The 20,955-nt window shown below is 46.7% G+C and carries 30 protein-coding genes and 2 tRNA genes; 16 read left to right on the top strand and 16 right to left on the bottom strand.

Annotated features, from left to right (window positions below):
• The 8 genes from LZG74_RS25650 to LZG74_RS25615 all read left to right on the top strand — a co-directional run.
• The coding region (locus tag LZG74_RS25650) for an HNH endonuclease (RefSeq protein WP_233799310.1) at nt 1-378 on the top strand (378 nt) is incomplete at its 5' end.
• Entirely contained in the window at nt 371-739 is a 369-nt protein-coding gene (locus LZG74_RS25645) for a Lar family restriction alleviation protein (RefSeq protein ID WP_233799309.1), read from the top strand. The genes LZG74_RS25650 and LZG74_RS25645, both read left to right, overlap by 8 nt.
• Complete coding sequence (locus LZG74_RS25640; RefSeq protein WP_233799308.1) at nt 736-918, top strand: hypothetical protein; 183 nt, start codon at nt 736-738, stop codon at nt 916-918. Before LZG74_RS25645 ends, LZG74_RS25640 begins: the two co-directional genes overlap by 4 nt.
• Before the next feature lie 9 nt (nt 919-927).
• Nucleotides 928-1,503 (top strand): hypothetical protein, encoded by a 576-nt coding sequence (locus LZG74_RS25635; RefSeq protein WP_233799307.1) that lies wholly within the window; start codon nt 928-930, stop codon nt 1,501-1,503.
• A gap of 199 nt (nt 1,504-1,702) precedes the next feature.
• Nucleotides 1,703-2,299 (top strand): hypothetical protein, encoded by a 597-nt coding sequence (locus LZG74_RS25630; protein ID WP_233799306.1) that lies wholly within the window; start codon nt 1,703-1,705, stop codon nt 2,297-2,299.
• Nucleotides 2,300-2,302: 3 nt separating this feature from the next.
• Nucleotides 2,303-3,235, top strand: a complete 933-nt coding sequence (locus LZG74_RS25625; protein WP_255699680.1) for an ArdC family protein — start codon at nt 2,303-2,305, stop codon at nt 3,233-3,235.
• Between the two features lie 162 nt (nt 3,236-3,397).
• Entirely contained in the window at nt 3,398-3,661 is a 264-nt protein-coding gene (locus tag LZG74_RS25620; protein WP_233799304.1) for a hypothetical protein, read from the top strand.
• Between the two features lie 14 nt (nt 3,662-3,675).
• A complete protein-coding gene (locus tag LZG74_RS25615) occupies nt 3,676-4,080 on the top strand; it encodes a DUF2958 domain-containing protein (protein ID WP_233799303.1) in 405 nt (134 codons plus the stop codon).
• Between the two features lies 1 nt (nt 4,081).
• Here the strand turns inward: LZG74_RS25615 and LZG74_RS25610 are convergent, their stop codons facing one another.
• The 3 genes from LZG74_RS25610 to LZG74_RS25600 all read right to left on the bottom strand — a co-directional run bounded on the left by LZG74_RS25610 (nt 4,082) and on the right by LZG74_RS25600 (nt 5,525).
• The gene (locus tag LZG74_RS25610) at nt 4,082-4,252 is read right to left on the bottom strand and encodes a hypothetical protein (RefSeq protein WP_233799302.1); all 171 of its coding nucleotides are present in this window, start codon (nt 4,250-4,252) and stop codon (nt 4,082-4,084) included.
• Nucleotides 4,253-4,325: 73 nt separating this feature from the next.
• On the bottom strand, nt 4,326-5,237 hold the full coding sequence (locus LZG74_RS25605) for a metallophosphoesterase (protein WP_233799301.1): 912 nt from the start codon (nt 5,235-5,237) through the stop codon (nt 4,326-4,328).
• Between the two features lie 54 nt (nt 5,238-5,291).
• Nucleotides 5,292-5,525 (bottom strand): DUF3310 domain-containing protein, encoded by a 234-nt coding sequence (locus LZG74_RS25600; RefSeq protein ID WP_233799300.1) that lies wholly within the window; start codon nt 5,523-5,525, stop codon nt 5,292-5,294.
• A 338-nt stretch (nt 5,526-5,863) separates the two neighbouring features.
• Here LZG74_RS25600 and LZG74_RS25595 point away from each other — a divergent pair, with 338 nt between their 5' ends.
• Entirely contained in the window at nt 5,864-6,532 is a 669-nt protein-coding gene (locus LZG74_RS25595; RefSeq protein WP_233799299.1) for an AAA family ATPase, read from the top strand.
• Nucleotides 6,507-6,794, top strand: a complete 288-nt coding sequence (locus LZG74_RS25590) for a hypothetical protein (protein ID WP_233799298.1) — start codon at nt 6,507-6,509, stop codon at nt 6,792-6,794. Before LZG74_RS25595 ends, LZG74_RS25590 begins: the two co-directional genes overlap by 26 nt.
• Here LZG74_RS25590 and LZG74_RS25585 read toward each other — a convergent pair.
• Together LZG74_RS25585 and LZG74_RS25580 are read right to left on the bottom strand one after the other, a co-directional pair.
• Nucleotides 6,795-6,871, bottom strand: a tRNA-Gly gene (locus tag LZG74_RS25585).
• Nucleotides 6,872-6,873: 2 nt separating this feature from the next.
• A tRNA-His gene (locus LZG74_RS25580) sits at nt 6,874-6,949 on the bottom strand.
• Nucleotides 6,950-6,992: 43 nt separating this feature from the next.
• Between LZG74_RS25580 and LZG74_RS25575 the strand changes: the two genes are divergently transcribed.
• From LZG74_RS25575 to LZG74_RS25555, 6 genes are all read left to right on the top strand, one after another.
• Nucleotides 6,993-8,015, top strand: a complete 1,023-nt coding sequence (locus tag LZG74_RS25575; RefSeq protein WP_233799297.1) for a replication protein RepA — start codon at nt 6,993-6,995, stop codon at nt 8,013-8,015.
• 304 nt (nt 8,016-8,319) lie between these two features.
• Entirely contained in the window at nt 8,320-8,790 is a 471-nt protein-coding gene (locus LZG74_RS25570) for an HNH endonuclease (RefSeq protein ID WP_233799296.1), read from the top strand.
• On the top strand, nt 8,787-9,758 hold the full coding sequence (locus LZG74_RS25565) for a toprim domain-containing protein (protein WP_233799295.1): 972 nt from the start codon (nt 8,787-8,789) through the stop codon (nt 9,756-9,758). Before LZG74_RS25570 ends, LZG74_RS25565 begins: the two co-directional genes overlap by 4 nt.
• Before the next feature lie 544 nt (nt 9,759-10,302).
• Nucleotides 10,303-10,590, top strand: a complete 288-nt coding sequence (locus LZG74_RS26625; RefSeq protein ID WP_409014534.1) for a plasmid mobilization protein — start codon at nt 10,303-10,305, stop codon at nt 10,588-10,590.
• Nucleotides 10,580-11,485: a relaxase/mobilization nuclease domain-containing protein gene (locus LZG74_RS25560; RefSeq protein WP_233799294.1), complete on the top strand. Its 906-nt coding sequence runs from the start codon at nt 10,580-10,582 to the stop codon at nt 11,483-11,485. Before LZG74_RS26625 ends, LZG74_RS25560 begins: the two co-directional genes overlap by 11 nt.
• Before the next feature lie 12 nt (nt 11,486-11,497).
• Nucleotides 11,498-11,851 (top strand): hypothetical protein, encoded by a 354-nt coding sequence (locus LZG74_RS25555; RefSeq protein WP_233799293.1) that lies wholly within the window; start codon nt 11,498-11,500, stop codon nt 11,849-11,851.
• On the opposite strand, the gene LZG74_RS25550 is transcribed toward LZG74_RS25555, so the two are convergent.
• The 11 genes from LZG74_RS25550 to LZG74_RS25500 all read right to left on the bottom strand — a co-directional run bounded on the left by LZG74_RS25550 (nt 11,848) and on the right by LZG74_RS25500 (nt 20,918).
• Complete coding sequence (locus LZG74_RS25550; RefSeq protein ID WP_233799292.1) at nt 11,848-13,584, bottom strand: type IV secretory system conjugative DNA transfer family protein; 1,737 nt, start codon at nt 13,582-13,584, stop codon at nt 11,848-11,850. The genes LZG74_RS25555 and LZG74_RS25550 overlap by 4 nt on opposite strands.
• A gap of 217 nt (nt 13,585-13,801) precedes the next feature.
• Nucleotides 13,802-14,014 carry a hypothetical protein gene (locus LZG74_RS25545; RefSeq protein WP_233799291.1) on the bottom strand — a complete coding sequence of 71 codons (213 nt, stop codon included), beginning with the start codon at nt 14,012-14,014 and terminating at the stop codon, nt 13,802-13,804.
• Complete coding sequence (locus tag LZG74_RS25540) at nt 14,014-14,226, bottom strand: hypothetical protein (protein ID WP_233799290.1); 213 nt, start codon at nt 14,224-14,226, stop codon at nt 14,014-14,016. The genes LZG74_RS25545 and LZG74_RS25540 overlap by 1 nt, the downstream gene beginning before the upstream one ends.
• Before the next feature lie 15 nt (nt 14,227-14,241).
• Nucleotides 14,242-14,631: a DUF5675 family protein gene (locus tag LZG74_RS25535; protein WP_233799289.1), complete on the bottom strand. Its 390-nt coding sequence runs from the start codon at nt 14,629-14,631 to the stop codon at nt 14,242-14,244.
• A gap of 23 nt (nt 14,632-14,654) precedes the next feature.
• Entirely contained in the window at nt 14,655-14,921 is a 267-nt protein-coding gene (locus LZG74_RS25530; protein WP_233799288.1) for a hypothetical protein, read from the bottom strand.
• Nucleotides 14,922-14,925: 4 nt separating this feature from the next.
• Nucleotides 14,926-16,752 (bottom strand): hypothetical protein, encoded by a 1,827-nt coding sequence (locus LZG74_RS25525; protein ID WP_233799287.1) that lies wholly within the window; start codon nt 16,750-16,752, stop codon nt 14,926-14,928.
• Nucleotides 16,752-18,164, bottom strand: coding sequence for a hypothetical protein (locus tag LZG74_RS25520; RefSeq protein WP_233799286.1), 1,413 nt, complete (start codon nt 18,162-18,164; stop codon nt 16,752-16,754). Before LZG74_RS25520 ends, LZG74_RS25525 begins: the two co-directional genes overlap by 1 nt.
• Entirely contained in the window at nt 18,164-19,051 is an 888-nt protein-coding gene (locus tag LZG74_RS25515; protein WP_233799285.1) for a hypothetical protein, read from the bottom strand. Before LZG74_RS25515 ends, LZG74_RS25520 begins: the two co-directional genes overlap by 1 nt.
• 3 nt (nt 19,052-19,054) lie before the next feature.
• Nucleotides 19,055-20,131 (bottom strand): hypothetical protein, encoded by a 1,077-nt coding sequence (locus LZG74_RS25510; RefSeq protein WP_233799284.1) that lies wholly within the window; start codon nt 20,129-20,131, stop codon nt 19,055-19,057.
• Nucleotides 20,113-20,547 (bottom strand): GNAT family N-acetyltransferase, encoded by a 435-nt coding sequence (locus tag LZG74_RS25505; RefSeq protein WP_233799283.1) that lies wholly within the window; start codon nt 20,545-20,547, stop codon nt 20,113-20,115. The genes LZG74_RS25510 and LZG74_RS25505 overlap by 19 nt, the downstream gene beginning before the upstream one ends.
• Nucleotides 20,544-20,918, bottom strand: coding sequence for a hypothetical protein (locus LZG74_RS25500; RefSeq protein WP_233799282.1), 375 nt, complete (start codon nt 20,916-20,918; stop codon nt 20,544-20,546). The genes LZG74_RS25505 and LZG74_RS25500 overlap by 4 nt, the downstream gene beginning before the upstream one ends.
• Nucleotides 20,919-20,955: the final 37 nt, after the last annotated feature.

The raw sequence follows: 20,955 nt of genomic DNA, 5'->3' as shown, positions 1-20,955 counted from the left end.
TGTTGCCCAGATGGTTGGGGTTATCCTGCTGTCATTCTTCATAGAGATAGTGTTGGTGTAAAAACAAAGGTTCACCGCATTATGATGGCAGCTTTCGTTGCGCCTTCAAAGTTACAGGTAAACCATATTAATGGCATTAAGAATGATAACAGATTAGAAAACCTAGAATATGTAACAAACCGTGAGAACGGCAACCATTGCTCAAAGGGTAAATACTTTATGAAGGGCGTTCAGAGATTTAGCAAAAACAGCAAGTTTGTTGCTTTCACTACATTCAAACGGAAACGTTTTATCATTGGGCGATATGACACAGAATTAGAAGCACATAACGCTTATAAGGAATTTGTTACAAAATTAGGAGAAGGTAAATATGTCTGAATTAGCCGAAACCCTGCTGCCTTGCCCGTTCTGTGGTGAGCAAGCCGAGATATTCAAGAAAAAATCATCAGAAGGTCAGAAGATGGTTGGTTATGGATTGTACAGATATGGTGTTCGTTGTACAGCGAACCTACAATGTGGCGGATCAAATGAAAATGCAACTTCAAAAAGAAATGCTATAGAAGGATGGAACACCCGCGCCCCTGTCGCAGCGCCTGTTGTGAGCCGGGAGGATGCGATCAACGCGCATACCGAGATGATTTTCATGGATCACACCAGTGAAGTCATTGGATGGTTTAACAAGCACCGAAAAACCATCCGCATCCTACTCGAAGCAGCCGCAAAGGAGACGACGACATGAAATGGATTTTAGCTATTTATCTTGCTTGTAACGGCTGGGGATGCGGTCAAACAATTAAAACAGAATATGCGTCTCGTGAAGAATGTTATGAAGCTCTGGAAAATTCAAAAATTGGTCCAGATGTCAAAGTCGAGAACAATGCCAACCAACATGCTGCAATTTGCGCACCATCTAATTAAGGAGACGACATGACCATTGATCTGAAACAGCTTGAAGATATTTGCTCTGAAAACAGTGGCAATATGTATGATGAACATCTTGATCTTTTGAAGCGTGTTGGTCGGCTTTATCTCGCCCAGGCGAAAGCGCCAGAGCAGGATGTGCCTGACGTGATTAAATATTTACTAGGTGAGGGTTCATTAGATGGATGTTATTACCCTGATTTCCCCGATAAAGGCGAACGATACCCAAAGCGTTATTGGTGGCGTAATGCTCTGCGCCATTACCTCACCCAACGCCCACCCGCCCCGACCGTCGCAGCACAGGTTGATTTGGATGCTTTGAAGCTGGAATGCATGGATGTGGTTTCGCAAACCATGCTGAAAGGCACTGTCAGCCGCGCATTAAAACGCCAAGCAGCCACACAGATAATCGACCACCTCGCGTCCAAAGGGATCATACAGGGTGCGCCGATGGGGGATGTGATGGAGCTGCTTGCTGATATCGATGCTTACCTTAAATGGTGTGGCGCAAATCTATCCAGACCGTTTCAAGAGCGTATCGCTGAAATCCAAGCGGCAGCACAGAGACAGGGCGGGGCGTGATGGAAAAGATAATTCAAATCATCTCTGCTAATCGACAAACAACATGGCGAGGTGAGCGAGGAGCTGACGCGATATACGGACTGTCCGATAAGGGTATCATGTACCAATGGGTGAAAGATAACAAGGGAAAGTGGGGATGGAAATCAGCGCATTCAGAGTATTTAGATCGAGAACCTTTTTTACAGATTGAGGAACAATCATGACCCACCACTCCGACACGCAGGCTTTGCAGGATGATATTCTAAAAGGTGAATTTGAAATTATCATACGTCAGAAGCTATTCGACAATTCACAAACATTAGTGGCATTGAACACCATGAATATGATAATCGACCACCTCTATTCCACCAACAGACTTGCCCTGCCAGTCACCGACACGGATCGGGCGGCGGCTTTGGAACTCGCTGAACGCATCCTTAAAACAACGTCTAACGATAATAACGATAATTGGTTTTTTACCTGCATCCGTAAATTGCGATCCGTTGTGTTGTCACAGCCCGCCGTGCCACAAACTTGGATACAAATTAACAGCACGGACGATCTTCCAAAAAAGCCGGGCTTGTTAAATTATGAGCAGATTGACTGTTACGTATTTCATGACGGGCAAGTCAAAGAATTGTGCTGGAACTGTGAACATGAATGCTGGGATGATCGTGATGGTGACGATCATGAACTAGATGCTATGGCACCAAGCCATTGGATGAAACGACCGGGCTATCCAGATAAACCCTACCTGCGCAAATCCTTCAAACCAGACACCGACGATCTTTACGCGCCAAAACACACAGGAGAATGATTAATGTCCCGCGACTTACACACCGAGATTACCAACAAAATTATTGCCCAGATGGAACAGGGTACAGCGCCGTGGCATAAGCCTTGGCAAGAGGGTGAACACACAGCCTCATACGAGCTACCTGTCAACATCGACAGTGGTAAACGTTATAAAGGGATTAACATAGCCCTCCTTTGGCTCGGCGAATTTCCAACCAACGAGTTTGGCACATTCAAACAATGGTCGGATCGTAAAGAGACTATCCGCAAAGGATCAAAGGGAACGACGGTTGTTTATTATGACTTCATTGAAAAGCAGAAGGAAGGCAAAGAGGAAATCGACAAGATCCCGTTCCTGAAAACCTACACTGTCTTTAACCGTTCTCAGCTTCAATCCTACAAAGAAACTGAACCACAACCCCGCCCTGTTCTCAATTATGAGCGAATCCATCATATTGATCAGTTTGTCGCCAAAACTGGTGCTGTTGTTTATTACCAAGGCGACAGGGCATTTTACAGCCACCGCACCGACGAGATCACGATGCCGGAACGCCGACTGTTTACCGGAACGCCGACGCAGACCGTCACAGAGTCCATCTACGCCGTATTAGCGCATGAGCTGACACACTGGACAGGTCCGAAACACCGACTTAATCGTGACATGGGCAAAAAGTATGGCGATAAAAATTACGCATTGGAGGAAGTCGTTGCTGAAATGGGATCAGCCTTCTTGTGCGCTGACTGGGGAATTGCCGATGCCCCACGTCCGGATCACGCTCAGTATATCAGCCACTGGTTGAAGGCTTTTTCAGATAACACCAAACTGGTTATCCCGATGGCAAGCCAGGCCAGCAAGGCGTTCGAGTATCTGCACAGCTTGCAGGAGATCACGAAGCCTGCGAACGATAACTGTACACCGTGCCAGATTGAAAAAGTACAATTCAAGATGGTCGGATAGTTTATAGTCAAATAGGATTTATCCAGCAGGTTTTAAAATCTGTTGGATAAGTATTTTTATGATAAAGACGAAAATACGACGCAACAGCAAAGCGATAAATATTTTTATCAAGGAAAAATGCAATGCAGATGTTATATTTAATGTAAAAAATCAGCAGCACCCATGGTAACGTCAGAAAGATATATCAACCACGAGTTCGACCGGCTTGAAATTATAATAAGGCAATGCGCGCAGTCCGGCAAACTCGATCTGGCCGATGAAATCGTTGGCGATCTTAATATGATTATGCTGGATCGCAAGGCCACCGGCGAAAGGTTAATCCAGCGATCAGTCCGGATTTTAGAAAGCCGCGAGGTTCCCGTGGAAATAATTAATATGATCAATCTACAGGAAGCCTATAAGCTGTTGCAAAAACGTATCGGCTGATCTATAGTCTGGATATGTCCAGACTTATCCCCGATGACCTCAAAGCCCAGATGATCCGTAACCATTATGATGTTACGCAGGAAAAGGCCGAAGATCACCCGCCTGTCGTTATGCTGTCATCTCTCGATGATACGATGATCTGGCTCCTATCTGAATACGACCCATTTTATGACGATATCGCCTTTGGCCTGTGTGACCTCGGTATGGGTTCGCCAGAGCTGGGCGACGTTTCAATCACCGAACTGGAAAGCGTAAAATGGCCGCGATCCGGCATCCCGTTTATTGTTCAGGATAAAGATTTCGTCCCTTCCTACCCTATGAGTGTTTATGCCGAAGCTGCCCGAATGTGCCAGCAGATAACGATTGATCCGGATCAGTTGGCTATGGCAGCAGCTGCATTAAAACATCGTCCAAGCTAGACTATTTCTTACGAGCTGGCTTCTTCTTAGACTTCTGCCAAGCTGCATTTGAGAGCAACACATTAACCGTCCCGATCTCACCACGGACAACAAGTATCTTGTCATCCTGGCACTTCTCGCAGATCATGTATTCCTCAATGGACGGCTTGACCGGTGTGGCTTTCCATTCCACATGAATACAGGACAGGCAGACGTGAAGCGTTTCCTCAAACTCGCGGTACTCGTCAGCAAATACTACCTTTGATCTAGGCGTACTTGCGTTTGAGCTTTTCGAGCGAGACGTAGGTGGTGTCTTTGATCGCGCCATTCTGTACCTCTATTTCAATGATGCCGTGCCAGTAGCCAGTCGATCCAGCCTGTGCGTATTTCGGGATATAGCCAATCGGCATAGAACAGCCGCCGTTAATCGCTGTGACCTGTCTATCGGGTCCAAATTTCTTAACGCTAAACTCGGCCTTCATGTGGGTATGTCCATAGACGCAATCTGCAATCGAGTTGGATGCTACGTTGTTAACCGACAGCTTCCCTCCTACTGGCTTGCCACTCATAGCCATTGGCGCATGGGTGAAGTCCACCCCGCCTACCGTGTGGTAAACGCCATACTTAGAATACGTCCAACCGTGCTTCTCATAGATGCTGTCAAACTTCTCGATCAGCAAACCAGAAATTTCAGGATTGTTATTCTCAAACGCCCAGATACGCGCCTCATGATTACCTAGGGTTACATGAAAGTCACTACGGCCAGCAGCTTCATTGAGGATACCCATAGCTTCATCCATAGCACCCATATCTACCAGCAGAACAGGCTTAGACTTGCCTTCCAGTGTCTCATTGCGCACATGGGAACACAGGCTCTCAGCGTCCGCAAAATCGCCCCCATTGATGATATAATCGGGGTTGGTATCCTTGATATGCTTACCGATCCAAACAAGATGGTCGGTTTCAAGTTTTGGCTGGACGTGGGTATCTGTGAAATAAAGGATGCGCTGGGGCTTGGTAGCCAGTTCCTTTTCCTCATAAGCAAGCTTTGTCGCTATTGAGGTAGCTGGAATATTCAAAAGGCGGCCAGTTGATCTGATGCCGCCCGTCTTGTTAACCAGTTGTGAGAGGTTTCTAACCCCGTGTTTACGATAGATGGTTGTCCAGTCGATTTTCATTAGTAGCCCTCAAATTCTGTTACACCAAGGTGAACGAGCAAGGCTTCAATCGCTTCATCTGGCATCTAAATATCCTGGGTAAGAACCTGTTTCAATCATCTCAATCATTTTATCAAGATAATGACGTGCTTTTTTCAGGTCAGCAATGCCGTTCTTGTCCTTGAAACGGCAGGAATATTTCACAACATTTCCCTGAAAGTAGTCTAACTCATTGGCCGCAATGAAATCCCAAACCTGAATGGATTTGCGGTAGTGTTGTCCATCAACCTGATTGTCGTTTGCTTTCATGAGTGCCACTATATCAGCCACTTTGAACGGGTGTCAAGCACTAGATTTAGTGTTTTATTTAACGTCAAAAATAATGCTTGTATTAACTTTGAAAATAGCGTTATAATCCAGATAGGGCGGGTAAGCCGCAAAGTGAAAACCTTATAAGAAGGAGTGCCATCCTCGCTTATAAACTCAACACTGGTATATATTGGTTAAGGCACCACCTATTATATAGCCCGTCCTACATATTTTAACGTCAAATTTAGCGTTAATTAGAACATAATTTTAAACATATTTTATATATCAGATTAAAACGCTTATTTTAGCGTCAAATTCACCGTTTAAACAAACGTCTCATGGCAGTATATACAACCGCTGGTGAAAAAGGTGGCTCTGGCCGTAGCACAATTGCCGAGCATTTTACCGTCTGGCTATCAAAGCAAGGGTTTGACGTGTTATTTGTCGATGCCGACGAGCAGGGGACGGCCAGCGACTTCACAGCGTGGCGAGAGCAGACCTTAGAGGGTAATGTAGGCTATACACTCGTGCAGCTCGTGGGAGCGAACTTACGCAAGCAAGTGGAGACATTAAAGCCAAAGTACGACCACATTGTGATCGACACCGGAGGTAGGGATACAACAAGCCAGCGTTCTGCGCTATTCGTGTCAGACGTGGCTATCATACCGATCCAGCCGCGAAGTCATGATATCTGGACACTCGCCAAGTTTAGCGCGATCCTAGACGAAATACAGGCCACCCGTGCTACACCGCTCACAGCCTACACGTTCCTGAACCGCGCAGACATTACAAGCGCAGATAATCGGGAGAGTGCTGACGCATTGGCATCCATCGAGCAAATGACCTTCCTTGATTGTCCGGTCAAGAACCGCAAGGCGTATCCTAACGCCGGATCAGCCGGGTTAACCGTGTTTGAAATGGGGGAGAAGTCAGACCCCAAAGCCATTAACGAGATCACAGAACTATTTAAACGTATCAGCCATGTCAATATCCCTGTCACCGCCTAAGAAAGTGGTATCCGAGAAACAGATTGAGGCCATCATTAACAAGGGTGGGAGGGCAACGGTCGAAAGCGCGCCATCCGATCCAGGCGCTACCAAGAGTATCAAGCTGATTATGACTGCCGAAGAAATGGAGGCTATCAAGAAGCTACGCGATAAACGGCCACCAGTGAGCCGCAGTCGTAAAATCACGATATCTGTCCATGATTGGGTAGTGGAAGCTATTCAGGAGAAAATCGAGCGTGAACGCCGTAAGTATAGTGTGTGATGGTGCGGTATACAGGATTTGAACCCGTACTTTCAGCTTGGAAGGCTATTGTGCTAATCCGTTGACACTAATACCGCATTGGGGTGCCCGACCAGAATTGAACTGGCATTAAACGAGCCACATTCGTTTGTCTTGACCATTAGACCACAGGCAACACGCTAATTATAACACCAATTTTAACGTTAAAACAAGCGCTAAATGAGTGACAAAAAGAAAGCCCCAAAACCCAAGCCGGATGGTACGTCAAAAGTGGCTGTTCGTAGGTCTAAGCTTATCTATGAAGCATACATGGAGGAACCGGACGACCGGGAACTGCTATTTCAAAGCTCTGTTATGGCGCATTGTTACTTTCCGAGGCGTGAGCCGGATATAGCCCCTGATAAGGTTTGGGTGACGGAATCCGGCAAGATGAACCTGTACGTCATGCCTATGCCAGTATTTGACCCGATAACACACGATTTACGCTATTTAGGGCTTCCGTATGGTGCCAAGGCAAGGATTATCCTAGCAACGCTCAATACAATCGCTTTAAAGACGCAAAATCGCACGATAGAGATGCCAACGGACAACTTGACCGACTTCACTACCTTTATGGGGTTTAGCGAGGGCGGGAGCCAAATAGCGACTATCCGTGACCAGATCAGCCGCATGGCGTCCTGTGTTATCCGTATGACCTATGACAGCGCAGCAGGACAGGAGAACGTCAATATGCCCCTTGTGACGGGTTTTACCCTATTCCCTGACCAGCACCCCGGCCAACTCATGCTATGGCCGTCCCGTATCGTGTTATCAGAGGAATACTTTCATAACCTGATGGATCACGCCGTGCCCCTGGCTAAGAGCCACTTGCTTGCCTTATCTGGCAACGTTACAGGGCTGGATATTTATACCTTTCTGGCACACAGATTGCATAGGATACCAGCTAACAAGCCGCAGTTCCTGGGCTGGCAGACGTTGTATGAGCAGTTTGGTAAGGATTATGGCCGGATCGCTGATTTCCGGATAAACTTCACCAGGACGCTCAAATTGGTCAAAAGTCTATACACAGACGCTCGAATAGAGGAAAAAGCGGGTAGGGGATTGATGCTTCACCATAGCGCACCGCCCATACCTAAGAAGCTGATAATCACAGGTTTAACCCTCGATAAACGAGAAGTTGACAGTAAACCGGAAAAATATGTTGATAAGTCGTTGAAAAAGAGGCGATTAAATGAGTTATGAACAGTCAACTACTCACTTAATTAACAGTCAACTACTCACTTTTACTACTGTCAACTACTCAACCAACCCTTTATTTAATACACCTATAAAAAATAAAACCTTTATTAGCTTTTCAAGCTGTGGATAACTGTTGAGAAGGAAGTTCCGCCGGAATTGCACTTTTTAAAGAAATGATATAATTAAAAATTGACACCCTCATAGATAATATCTATAATAGGTCTACTGGTGCCAGGCATGGCCGAAAGTAGATTGCTGCCGATACAGCATGAAGGCCAGTTTAACCCTCGCTTATCGGAGCCTATGAATGCCAAAACAAATCCCCTTGACCCGTGGTCAGTTTGTAACTGTTGATAATGAAGATTTTGACTTCCTAAATCAATGGAAATGGTATGTAACCGCTTGCGGTTACGCTGCGAGGCATGATTATTCAAACAAGCAAAAAAAGCAGATTATGATGCATCATTTACTGGTCGCTCGGGAGCCGGGAATGCACACTGACCACATCAACCGTGACCGACTTGATAATCGCCGTGAGAATTTAAGGGTTTGTTCAGCAAAGAATAATTTGCAAAATAAAAAGGCACCTAACGGTAAGAAGTTTAAAGGTGTTTACGAATGCAAGGGTAAAACAAAAACCACATGGAAGGCTTTAATGCGCCCTGGTGGAAAGTTTATCCATTTAGGTGTTTATAATAGCGAGATTGAAGCAGCCCGCGCTTATAATACAGCAGCTGTTAAACAATACGGTGAATATGCTTATCTTAACCCTGTATGAAAATTTCTGAGGCTAAGCAGATACCGCTAGATGAATTCCTGGAAAATCTGGGACACGTATGCGTAAGGGAAACCAGCAATACCAAATGGTATAATTCGCCCTTCCGAAACGAGCTAACCGCATCCTTCAAACTCTCACCAGATAAAACCGCGTGGTATGACCACGGGGTAGGGGAGGGTGGAAACATCTTTAACCTGATATTCAAGATGAATGGCGATATCAGTGTACCGGATGCCCTCAAATTCATTGAAAAGACCGTAGGCTCAGGCTACACTATCCCGACAATCAAGCAGGAGATAAAGCGCGTGACCGAACCAGCATACATCCTAACAGCCGTCAATCCGTTCCAGTTATACAAGGGACGCAGCCCGTCACCAGCAGCTCAATACCTGAGCAGCCGGGGTATTGATCCGGTTATCATGCAGCCGTACCTAAGGGATATCAGCTTTTATCACAAGGATTATCCCAAGCAAAAAATCACTGCCTTTGGCATTGAAAACACTGCCGGAGGATATGAGGTTAGAACCCAGCGCCATGGTGCGTGGCTTAAAACCTGTGTCGGCCATAAGGGCTTTACTCACTTCCTGGCAGAGCGTCCGGAAGCGCCTTATTTTGTGTTCGAGGGTATGCCTGATTTTGGTACTTTTCTCAGTGTGGACAAGCCCCCAAAGGGCACATATCACTATATCATCCTGAACAGCACCAGCATGACTGATCAGGCTATTGATTACCTGAAACAGCAACCAAGAAGCACCCTTATCCAGTGCCCCCAGAAGGGTGAAGCTGGCGACATCGCCAAAGAAAAATTATTCAAATTCGCCAATGAAAATAGCTGGGGTGGGGGAGATATTGAATATAAGTTTGAGGGGTATGGGGACTATAACGAGTTCCACATGGCTCAGCTCAACTTAGGTAAGACTGTGGCTACGCCACAGAATGTGCCCAACTTTAAGCCAAGGTTAGGGTAGGAGTGCCGTCTTTCCGAGCTGTCATCGGTTTGCTTAGTATTTTTCAATCCCCAAGCCACAAGCTTTCATAGCTCACGGTGTTTTTTTCAACACCTATGGGGCATCACCGAAACCCGCGCTTTTAAGACAGTAACCTGTCCATAAGTGCCTTGCTGCTAATCTTGGCCTGAGCCACTTGCCCACAAGACACATAAAGAAAGGTTATCGTCTCTCCGACTGTCAAGCCTATATCTTGGATCTAACACATGGCTTTCAGTGTCCCCTAGCTCTGCCGTAGGGTCAGCACCTATAACGCTCTCACTAACGCTTCTAGGCAGACTTTGCATTATTGCAAGTGAGTAAGTCGGCCAGGTACTAGTATTCTCACAGTCGCCACTACGTGTCAACTAAAATCGTGTGTTGCTATTTTGTTCTAAGAGTGGTAGCTTTGTGTTACATTAAGCAAGACATGCGCTGTGATCACAATTTAGCTAAAAAGCTATATTCCGACCCCACCACAATCTTGCAATGGGTATCCCCTTGACCCCGTTTAACAGGATAAGACATGGCTAATATTAACATACGTGTGAGTGATGAAACCAAGGCGCTAATCCATAGCAACGCTAAGGCCGCTGGGTTGACCGCTACGAGCTGGATTGAGTTAAAGTGTGCTGGTGAGCCACCTAAGCGCAAAGCCCCTACAAAGGAACGTGCGACCCTTATACAGGCATTATCAAATCTTGGTCACATCCGGCGGTTGTTGGAGGCACAGCCAGAGGACACAAGTGCCGCCCAGGCGCAGATTACGTTTATAGCTAACAAGATACACGACGAGTTCGATTATGATAGTTAAGGGTAAATCGAGAGGTGATGCTGTCCAGTTGGCTAACTACCTTCTGGACAAGCGGGACAATGAGGAAATCCGTGTCTTGGGTATCCACGGGACAGCTACGCCTAACGACCTGAAACGGTCACTGATCGAGATGGAGCTGACTGTTGAGCTGACAGACGGAACCAAAGGATTGCACCACGGCCAGATAGCCCCACGTCCCCATGAGGCGGTCGCCATGACCGATAAAGACTGGCACTACTGTATTGAGACGTATGCCAAATTCAACGAGCTGGAAGGCCAGAAATGGGCTGCTGTGCTGCATACCAAAAACGGCTCTACCCATGCCCACCTTGTCTTTGAACGGTACGACCATGACACAGGAACATTGCGCCGAGATAACTTTAATTACTACAAGAACAACAAGGCTCGTCATGAGATTGAGGCAGCGTTAGGCCATGCCCCCACCCCTTGGCGGCGGGACAAAACGCAGGAGGTTGACCATAAGAAAACTCTCACTGAAATATGGGATTTTTCCAAGGATGGGGTTGAGTTCATTGAACACGCCGAAGCCATTGGTTACCAAGTGGCAAAAGGGTTGGATCGTCGGCCATACAAGGTTATTACACAGGACGGTAAGAGCCTTGATTTAGTTCGTCAGTTGGATGGGATTAAGACCGCCGAAGTCAAGAAGCAGCTCGACCAGATCAGGCTACAAACAGAAGCCGAAGCACTACATAAAATTACTGTTGAAAAGAGACAATCTGTCAAAGAGACACGGGTTGTTTTTGAGGAAAATAAAACCGATATTCAACCTACAATCCCGGAACCAGAGCCAGAAATGGAACCTGATAAATGGGAGCGTCAGCGCCGCCTATACGAAATGCGGAAGAACCTGGATCAGGGGCATTCATACTAAACAACATGGGATATGGAAACTATCAATGACATGTATAAACGTCATCAACAGGAAGAAAGCCAGATCAGGGATAGGCTATTTACTGATTGGGGTAATTTGAACAGGATTAATAATGGACACATTTCACCCGAGACTGCCGTAGAATTTAACCAGCGCCAAAAGGGTGAGATTAACGACATGATACGTCGGCATTACGCTGAAATGGAGAAAAATCAGGAATATGCAGAGATGAAAAGAAAGGAATTGCAAACGCAAATGGCTGAACAATCACTGCACCACGAAATCGACGAGAAGTCTGACAGGTTCACGAAGGCGCGTCAGCAATACGATAATCATAAAAAACAGGATCAGGAACACAGCTATTAGCGGAACGGATTTGGATCAGCACCGCCACGATATATACTTCTTTCCCAATAAGGTGTTTTGTACATAAATACCGGTTTTTTAACCCCGCTGATAAAGGCGATAATGTTTTCGTTGGTCATGACTTCATCTGCACGCAATATAGGCTCGTAACGTGGCTTATCTTCTGATCCTGTGTTAACTACAGGAAGCCTTTTTGATACATAGTCTGCTGTGAAATTGTCTCCAATACCTGTAAAGTGCCTTATAACCGCATTGTTGATGAACGTCTCCCATGTTTTAGGGTACAGACCCTTTAGTTGTGTCAAATCCTGCATGATTGGCCATAACGTTACGTTATATCCCGCCATAAAACCGCTCATGATTTCAAATTCTTTGAAATAACCCATTGTCGGAAATTCATCCATAATCATGACGACCTTACGGGTTTTGCTGTAGTGCTTGGTCAATGTACGGATCATGGATCCGAATAATATCCTGAGCCATGCTTGATTATCGTTCAGATCAGATGGATTCATACACACAAAAATGGCAGTTTTCTCTTTTGCAATAGAGGTCATATCGAAGTCAGACCGGGATATTGAATCACGCAAAGGCATGCTTTTGAAACAGTCTGTTGCTGCACGGATTGTAGAATATGTGCTTTCCACTTCCTTACCAGCTCCCGACGAAATCTGGCTAAATATGCTGAACGCCTCATTTGACACATCGCCATCGAATGAATTGTTTCTGCCTATTTTATTTTGCAGGAAGTCCATCCGCTCGTCACCTGCCAGCCTTAACCACCTGTAAAGGGTTGTGAAGTTTTTGGGTTCCTCATTCTGCGTCATGAGGTGTCTGATATACAGGCTTATATATGATCTAGCTGTCTTGTCGAAGTGCGGATGGCTCCCGGGTACGGATACAACAATGCTATTTGCAATCATGTCCGCAAACTTGTCGAAATCAAAATCGTTCGCCGAAAATGTGTCAAAGACATTAAACCCTGAATTGCCAAATTTGACTATTTCCGGTATCTGGAAAGGATTAATGCAAATTACATTGTAACCAGCTTCTTTCAGGAATCTTCCTGATACAGCTATATTTTCCCCTTTTGGATCAAGGCATACAAAAGAAGTTGCGCCCGGAAAGAAGTTCGTTGGGCTTAAGAGGGCTGGCAATATAAGGCAAGATCCTTTTCCACCAACTCTGGCACCGCCGACCGTTATCATGTGACCTTGACCATCCCAGAAAATTGATCCGCCAATGGGGGTATGGCCATCGAAACGATAAACTTCCTGTGCTGTTTTAAAGAAGTCGAAATCTTGCACCGATGGATCTGGCAGCTTGATAGGATATTTCGACCCCAACCCTTGAACAACCTCATTTGTGGTTGCTGTGTTCTTTGCCATCATTCCTTTTTCAACCTCCCATTTTACAATATCTATCCCTTTGTCACCCTCTTTTTCCCGGTGTTCCTGATATTCTGTTTTTAACGTAGCATTAAGCTGATCTTCTGATAAATGTTCATCAAAATTTCTTTTTCTACCGCTGAAAAAAAACCTGAAACCGCCAAATACCAAACCAATAATTATGCTCCAGAAAATGCTTGAATTACCTAAAATGACAAAAAACACGAAATGAAAAGCCAGTGCAACACCCCCTATAAATAAGGCCCTTTTTTGCGATTCCGATTTTTCTCTTTGTGCTGTATACCAGGCGGTGCGACGTTCTTGTTGTTTTGAGGAGATAGACATGAATATTATTTTTTTAGGGATGTCCGTTCCCCGCAAGATAAAAATTAGAAACCTGAAATCATATACAGTGAGTTACATATAATCTGCTATATTTCATATTAGTAGTGGTTACTCAACCACCAGGGCGAACCAATCTTTTAAAGCTTGTTCGGTACACGGCCCCGATACCTTGGCTTCCAGCTCGTCAGCAACGCACAAAAGAAAAGCACTATCATAATCAATCAGGGTTGTTCTTATTGGCGGCTTTGGCGCGCAACTGATTAACAAGGTCAGCCCGATCAACAGGGCGATTAGCAAGACGGTTTGCAATATAAGCGGCAGCTTCTTTTTCTTCATCAGCACGATCCAGTTCTGATTTTTTCTGACCCAAAAGAAAGGCCATCACCATAGGTGACAGCCACTCTAAAAAGGCAATAATGACCTTAGCCATTACTTCTTGACAACGGATTCCGGCGCTACAGGTGGGGTTTTGTCCTTGAAGAACACACCTATTAAACCAATCAAACCGAGACCAGCAGCCACGATCTTGTCAGCGTCCATTGTATCAAGGTGGACACCAAGACCAGTTGCCAGAGCAACCAGACCGCGCCATGTAGAAGCCTCGCTAAGACGGGCAATAAGGTATTTCAGAACATCTTTCATATTCACTCCTTTGGGTTAATTCAGTATATCATCTTTGATAGTTAAGGTAAACGACTTCTCGCCAATGGTCTTGCGTAAGTATTCAATCGCCTTGACGCTATCAGTAATCCCGGCATTCCAGATGCCAAACCCCACAAGGATACACCCCATGGTATCGGTGTGGTCGTTTCCGGCATGCAGGAGGATAGCATTACGTCCCTTTACGCCCACGACCTGCCAGACCCGTTTAAACGTGTATTTGTTATGATCTTCCCACCCATGAGGGTCACAGCGATAGGTTCCGGCTGGAATACTGGACACGTTCTTCTCATTATCACGCCATAAATCTTCACACGTCCAGATGGTCGGATGGTCTTTATGGTCGATTTTAAGGACACCAATGGTGTTTTGTCCGTGTTCAGCCACACGATGCAGGGTAACAGAAATGGTCAATTGCGTTTCCGATCTTCTTTGTTAGCGAGTTTTTCAACGATCTGGTCAAGTTTCTCGGTCTGATCTTTCAGAGTCTCTTTAATATCTTTGAAATTTGACCTTACGTCATCTTTGGTAGGATAAGTATTCGCAACGTGTATTTCATGCTTATTAAAGCGATCTGTCAAGCCGTCAATTCGACCATTTATAGTTTTCCAGAGATATCCCACCAACCCCGCCAAGGCCGTTACGATCCAGTCAATGAAGTTGTTTGGGATTTCCATTGATTTACTCGTATAAGATGTTAATGAAGCCAGCATCATATGCGTCAGCTCCTGATACAGTTGTGATACGGATGCGGTCAAGTGTTGCTGAAAGCTGCTTGCTACCACCCATTACACCTACCCCGGCAGCGTTTGAGGTTGCCAACCATCCACCAGCAGACCATACAGAACCTGATGCAGAGAGAAGTGTTAGGACAATAACGCCATGTAGTGCATTGGCAGCAAGGTTAAAATTAAAACCAAAACCAGTTGTATAGTTAGCGGCTGCACCACCTGAACCAGAGCAAGCATATCCTGTGTTTTCAATGCCACCACTATCCCCCAGTTGAATCAACGGGTTAGATGTTCCATTGGTTGAAACGCCACTCAGGCTTATTGTAATTCGCCTTGTGCCAGCCGGGATGTTTAAAAAGTCAATAGATGCGCCACTAGCAGCGACTTCCGTAGCGGCTCTCGGCTGTGGAACTCCCCACCCTCCCGATGCCTTAAGAACTTTTTCGGCGGCAGCATCCCCCGCAGCGGGAGATGGAACCAGGCCTTTTGATCCGCCAGCGCCACTATCACCTGTAAATGCCGGGACTGCTGTGGTGTCCACTGTCCATACACTGCCACCCCCGGAAACAATAACATCACCTTTATCACCATCACTAATAGCGGGACCAGCTACGCCACGTTCGCCAGATAATGCGATTGTCCAGTTTGCTTGCGTCCCTGATCCACCAATAGCGGTCACATTGACACTCAAATCACCAGTTAAGGAGTTGTAAGCTGTCACCTGACCCCACATGTAATTTGCTGGTGCAGACGTGTAAGCAATGGTCAGAAACTCACCAACAAGGAAGTTTTTACCAGCCTGAGTAACGAACGCCTTAGCACCCGTACCAATGGTTACACTTGTGACCGATGTTCCAACGAAGCTTGTCGCCTGACTTGAGGCGACAATGGCGGCGTTTTCAGCGGCAACCTCACTTGCGGCAGCGTTAACGGCGCTTAAATTTGCGGCATCCGCAAAACCTTCGGCAGCAGCAGCAGACGCGGCGGCAGCGTTTACCAGGGTTGATGGGGCAAAAACCATCACGTTATTAGTACCCGTGGCCGGAGGTGTTATAAACGATAACGATGTTCCGCTCAATGTGTATGTGTTTGGGTTCTGAATTTCAAAGCCCTTACCGACAGAGGATGACAGAACAGGATTTTTAAAGATATACACAGAGTCGGCACCCGTTACTGTTGGCGCAGTAACTAGCGTCAAGCTTGTACCATTAACGGTGTATTGAGTTGGTTTAAGGACTTCGTAACCCTTAGTAGTCGTGTTAACAAACACCATGACTGCGTATTCGTCGGTTCCAAAATCGCCCACAAGCGTATAGTTTGTCTGTGCGGCGGCAGCGGTCAGATTATTGAAAATGGGCGTATTAGTGACAGTGCCAGCCCCTCCAGCGTCGACGAAAACCATGATCGAATTTTCATCCGTCCCCAAATCCTCAGACAAGGTAAACACTGTCTGCGAGCCATTACCCGAAAACGATTGGAAATATGAGTTACTGGCAGCGGCGGTCGCATTAAAGCTTGTGACGTTATCAACTGTTCTAATGATGTTATTCAGGGCATCTGTGATAACAAACTTATACGATCCAGAAATCCAAATAACCGCACGGCCAGCAGCATCCAGGATGATAGGATTAGGAAGTTGAACGCTTTCGCTACTATCTGAAAAGGCTGCTTTGGGATCAGATGTACCAGAGGCATAGGTAAACACCTTACCGCCAGTTAGCGGTTGACCGTCGGCATCTTGAAATTCCAGATATGGAGGGGTCATTAAAACGGCCATTATTTTCCTCTTTTCAATAGTTTTTGAGCTTCGGCGGGTGGAAGCTTCATGATATCGTCAATCGTAATTCCAGCGTCATCAGCCACCATTCGAGCAACTTTTGCAGCCTTACCGACTTGCATTTTTGTAGCAGCCCCACGGGATGCCATAGAACCAGCTTGCGCCAGCGCGGTTGCACCTAAACCACCACCAGACGCACCAGCAATAATAGGCGTTAAACGGCTTCCTAATGTTCTGAGGGTATCACTGATAATGCCACTCTCGGCAGCCTTGTTAATGGCTTTGCGCTGTTCAGGGGAGAAGCCACGCAGACGCTTTTCATTCAGAGCAAGGTTTCTAAAACCTGTTTTAATGGCCGTTGCTGGGTTGTCTGTCATTTCAGCGCGGGCAATAATCTTTTCAATATCGCGTAGCTTGGCCTGAGCAGACCACAAGCGCCGACCCTCTTTAAGGCTCTCAAAACCTTCTTTGCCACCAGCAATCATCGTATCGTCAGCACTGTCAACCAGGTTTCTAAGCGTATCCTGAATGTCGAGAACCTTGCGGCCTTCTTTGGTTAATCGGCCAGCGTCCATCAGATCGTCAACCTTGTTACCAAGGAACTCGTCAATGGCTTGTAGGTTTTGCAGGGTTAAAGGCTTGTTCTGAATTATCTCATTCAGCTCACCAACAATCTTGGTTGATGGATTATTTTTAGACAGAGCAATACCAATCTCGTCTTTCGGCAAGATATCGGCCATACTTTGAGCGAATTTGTTTGAGAAGTTAGGTGTAAGAACACCGCCAGCTTCGTCAGCCAACTTGTAAGCCTCGGACGACTTGGCCTTAATCATATCAGAGGTAATGGAGGGTTTAGACTTTAATGCACCAGCCGCAGCCCCAACAACAGGAATAGCGGCACCAGCCACACCGCCAAGAAGGCCACCGCGTTGTGCGCCCTCGATGCGTTCACCGTCATTAGCTGACCCAGCGCCATAGGCACCACCGGAAGCGGCACCAGCAAGTGCGCCTTTACCAATACGCGCTGCTGTGTTACCAGAGCGAATAAAATTCCCAACCGATTGTCCGGCTTTTGTCGTTGCACCTGCACCACCTGTTACCAAGCCACCAACAATATTGGCGGCAATAGACGTACCTGGATTTTGCTCAAATTCAGCGTTTAACTGTTCTTTTGAGGATTGTCTTGCCTGATTATACAGATCACTAAAACTCTCGTCAACAAAAGGTGATACCACACCAGCGGCCAAGGCGTCAGTCGCTTCGTCAGCAAATCCAAAGGTCGCCCCCTGTAAAGCTTGATCGAAGGCAGTACGACCAACACCAACCTCTTTTGTAGGCTCCTTGTTTGCAGCAAATTGCTCCCAGGGTTTTGAAACTGGTGTTTGAGGCTGGAACTGTTCCCAAGGCTTCATTATTGAACCTTTTTCCAGTTAGCTTGCTGGGCTGGGTCACCACCCGTAAACATATAATCACCCAAACGCGAACCTGGCTTAGGGGCTGATGAAGGGATAGGTTTTGCGGCTTGCTGATTAGTGCCTGGTAATAGTGGCATATCTGGTAAAACAGCTTTATTGGTGTATTTCTCATTAAGTGACCGGATTGCCGCAATAGCAGCGCGTTTATCACCCGCTGGGACTGTGGGGTCAGCGATACGTCCAGCTTGCTCCCGATAAAGGGACACATCCTTATCGGATTGAGGCCCTTCCATTCGGGGGATATTAGACACCAGACGACCGCCCAAAACCTTCAATGCTGCATTGGCTTGCGTGGCATCATCACTACGGCCAAAGAACTGTTTACCAGTAGCCACCCCTGCCCCAATCATGCTGCCCGTGGCATTGTCAAGAAGTGGATCAGCTTCATCCAGGATACCCATAACATCATTAGCCTGGACACCCTTTTTATCAACAACTGCACCAGCTTCGGCGCTCAGTTTAGCGGACGTTTCAGCCCCTTTAATCTGTGGCAGCATGGTCAGGTCAACAGCTTTACGAGCAGCTTGCTCACTACCAGCTTTCATCCCTTCCCCTTGCGCAGCAGTTTCTTGATAACCAGGAATAGCTTGCGCCTGACCCTGATTGAACATGACCCCCTGACCTAGACCAGATTTAGCAATCGAATACGCTGTCCCAAAGTCCAAACTTGGATCACTTGCCATGAGCTGTTGTGTGGCCATGAGGGTTGCACCACCAGCCCCACGGATACCAAGAGCCTGACGTTTCAGGGCATGTTCTTCCGCTTCACGGTTAAAATCCGCTACCGTCTTGGCTTTGTGGAATACGTTGAAATCTACCGGCATGTTTTATCCAAACATTGATTGTTGACGTTTATAGATCGGCTGGCCGTTGGCATCGTAACCGATAATATCGGAGGCACCAGCACCAGACAGACCGGATAACATACCATTTAAGACATTAGATTGAGCCACGCCAGCATTAGCCTGTGCATTACCTACATTATCGTAGACACCAGTCATAGCACCAGCCGCAGCTTGTCCGGAATTACCCAAACTACCCATTTGGCCGTTTTCCTGCAACCAGCGTGTAAAGGCATCACCGTAGTACTGGCTTGCTAAGCCCTGACCATAGTCCTGAGAGGCTTTTAGAGCTTCACCTGAGAACATCTTGCCCTTAGCGCCAAGGGAACGGTCGATAGCGTTCTGACCTTGATCCAATTGGAATTGATAGGATGGGTCAGACTGATAATCACCAATATCAAAACCCGCTTTTAATCGGTCTGATAAGCTTTGTTGAGATTGCAATCCAATCTGCTGATAAGGAGCAAGAGCAGCTTCTGAACGGGCTTGCTGTGCCAGGATATCATCTTCCGCTTGCTCTTGTGCCATGTAACTGTTAGCGGCACCACCCACGGCAGCAATTTTGCCCAACGAGCTTCCGCCACTACCCGATCCCGTCAAAGCATTAGCAATGGAATTTCCACCCTTGAGGAACGTTTGGCCCACACCGCTTTCAAGAAATCTACCAGTCAACCCGCCCGCTTCAATAGCGCCATACGGATCAGAAATCAGGCTACTTCCATATCCACCCAAACCACCAGCCACACCACCTAACAGAGCGCCCTTTAATCCACCTGAGCCAGCCCCGGAGATAGCGCCGCCAAGACCTTTGGATGCGGCATTTAATCCAGCGCCTGACAATCCTGTTGCATTACCAATTAACCCCTTACCAGCTCCTGCACCAATGGCACCACCCACACCACCAAGGATCGCACCTTTCAGGCCGCCACCCGATAACAGGCCACCGCCCGCGCCAATGGCCGCAGCACCAAGGGGGCCAATACCGGGGATAAAACCAGCGGCAATAGGGGCTACCGATCCAACGAATTTTTTAATGCTTTTACTCATACTGCGATACTCCATACCGTGTGATCTGGCGCATATCCCATACGGCCAAGAAGTTTACCAATGCGTTCATCCTTAATCATGTAGTGGATTTCTTTCACTCCCATGCCAGAAAGGCGTTTTTGGGCATAAAGAAACATCTCGCGCCCGATCTTCCCCCGATACCCCTTATCCAGAAAAATAGCAGCGTTTGACGCTTCTATTGTGTGCTTGTGATTAGGATTGTTATCAATGGTGAATACTGAATAACCGACCAGATAACCGTTGTCGCGGACGGTGACAGCATGACACTGCCCAGCCATTCCAGCCGCCATATAATAATTCCAATCCACGTTAACCGGCCCATAATACATCACCTCTGACTCATGCTCCGGAAGCAACTCGGCAATATCAATCATAACATCATGGAAAGGGGTAAAATTGAATTCGATCATAAGGCTTCTACCAATCCAACGATTGTTAATGGAACGGTTACAGCAGACCATCCGGTTGGATAAATACGGTTGGTTTGAGCCTCGAACATTCCCGGCTGACCACCCAATAAGCCGGATACAATCAGGTTTGCACCATCTGCCTGAGCTTTCAGGGGGAAGTTATCGACGTAGGTTGTACCAGCCGATGCAGACGTGGAATTGCCCGGTGTGGGTGTGATTGTTATAGCGTAGTAAGCAATCGTTCGGGATAGCTGATAGAAGCGCCCTGTAATTTTAGGCGGCGCTGTTTGTGTCAGATTGATAAAGTTCGGTGTCCATGTTTGACCCGTGTCGCCTGTATAGATGTTATTGAAAAACAGAATCCACGGCAAAGAAGGTAATTGACCCTCAGTATCTTCTAGGATTGGC

It is taken from the genome of Dyadobacter sp. CY327, assembly GCF_021390415.1.
Taxonomy (GTDB): domain Bacteria; phylum Bacteroidota; class Bacteroidia; order Cytophagales; family Spirosomataceae; genus Dyadobacter; species Dyadobacter chenhuakuii.
The sequence above is the reverse complement of the archived record's forward strand: the minus strand, read 5'-3'. Positions and strand labels throughout refer to the sequence as shown.

Coding starts and splice junctions, on each gene's coding strand:
- LZG74_RS25645 (WP_233799309.1), top strand. CDS start 371: ATGTCTGAATTAGCCGAAACCCTGCTGCCTTGCCCGTTCTGTGGTGAG.
- LZG74_RS25640 (WP_233799308.1), top strand. CDS start 736: ATGAAATGGATTTTAGCTATTTATCTTGCTTGTAACGGCTGGGGATGC.
- LZG74_RS25635 (WP_233799307.1), top strand. CDS start 928: ATGACCATTGATCTGAAACAGCTTGAAGATATTTGCTCTGAAAACAGT.
- LZG74_RS25630 (WP_233799306.1), top strand. CDS start 1,703: ATGACCCACCACTCCGACACGCAGGCTTTGCAGGATGATATTCTAAAA.
- LZG74_RS25625 (WP_255699680.1), top strand. CDS start 2,303: ATGTCCCGCGACTTACACACCGAGATTACCAACAAAATTATTGCCCAG.
- LZG74_RS25620 (WP_233799304.1), top strand. CDS start 3,398: ATGGTAACGTCAGAAAGATATATCAACCACGAGTTCGACCGGCTTGAA.
- LZG74_RS25615 (WP_233799303.1), top strand. CDS start 3,676: ATGTCCAGACTTATCCCCGATGACCTCAAAGCCCAGATGATCCGTAAC.
- LZG74_RS25605 (WP_233799301.1), bottom strand. CDS start 5,237: ATGAAAATCGACTGGACAACCATCTATCGTAAACACGGGGTTAGAAAC.
- LZG74_RS25600 (WP_233799300.1), bottom strand. CDS start 5,525: ATGAAAGCAAACGACAATCAGGTTGATGGACAACACTACCGCAAATCC.
- LZG74_RS25595 (WP_233799299.1), top strand. CDS start 5,864: ATGGCAGTATATACAACCGCTGGTGAAAAAGGTGGCTCTGGCCGTAGC.
- LZG74_RS25590 (WP_233799298.1), top strand. CDS start 6,507: ATGTCAATATCCCTGTCACCGCCTAAGAAAGTGGTATCCGAGAAACAG.
- LZG74_RS25575 (WP_233799297.1), top strand. CDS start 6,993: ATGAGTGACAAAAAGAAAGCCCCAAAACCCAAGCCGGATGGTACGTCA.
- LZG74_RS25570 (WP_233799296.1), top strand. CDS start 8,320: ATGCCAAAACAAATCCCCTTGACCCGTGGTCAGTTTGTAACTGTTGAT.
- LZG74_RS25565 (WP_233799295.1), top strand. CDS start 8,787: ATGAAAATTTCTGAGGCTAAGCAGATACCGCTAGATGAATTCCTGGAA.
- LZG74_RS26625 (WP_409014534.1), top strand. CDS start 10,303: ATGGCTAATATTAACATACGTGTGAGTGATGAAACCAAGGCGCTAATC.
- LZG74_RS25560 (WP_233799294.1), top strand. CDS start 10,580: ATGATAGTTAAGGGTAAATCGAGAGGTGATGCTGTCCAGTTGGCTAAC.
- LZG74_RS25555 (WP_233799293.1), top strand. CDS start 11,498: ATGGAAACTATCAATGACATGTATAAACGTCATCAACAGGAAGAAAGC.
- LZG74_RS25550 (WP_233799292.1), bottom strand. CDS start 13,584: ATGTCTATCTCCTCAAAACAACAAGAACGTCGCACCGCCTGGTATACA.
- LZG74_RS25545 (WP_233799291.1), bottom strand. CDS start 14,014: ATGGCTAAGGTCATTATTGCCTTTTTAGAGTGGCTGTCACCTATGGTG.
- LZG74_RS25540 (WP_233799290.1), bottom strand. CDS start 14,226: ATGAAAGATGTTCTGAAATACCTTATTGCCCGTCTTAGCGAGGCTTCT.
- LZG74_RS25530 (WP_233799288.1), bottom strand. CDS start 14,921: ATGGAAATCCCAAACAACTTCATTGACTGGATCGTAACGGCCTTGGCG.
- LZG74_RS25525 (WP_233799287.1), bottom strand. CDS start 16,752: ATGGCCGTTTTAATGACCCCTCCATATCTGGAATTTCAAGATGCCGAC.
- LZG74_RS25520 (WP_233799286.1), bottom strand. CDS start 18,164: ATGAAGCCTTGGGAACAGTTCCAGCCTCAAACACCAGTTTCAAAACCC.
- LZG74_RS25515 (WP_233799285.1), bottom strand. CDS start 19,051: ATGCCGGTAGATTTCAACGTATTCCACAAAGCCAAGACGGTAGCGGAT.
- LZG74_RS25510 (WP_233799284.1), bottom strand. CDS start 20,131: ATGGAGTATCGCAGTATGAGTAAAAGCATTAAAAAATTCGTTGGATCG.
- LZG74_RS25505 (WP_233799283.1), bottom strand. CDS start 20,547: ATGATCGAATTCAATTTTACCCCTTTCCATGATGTTATGATTGATATT.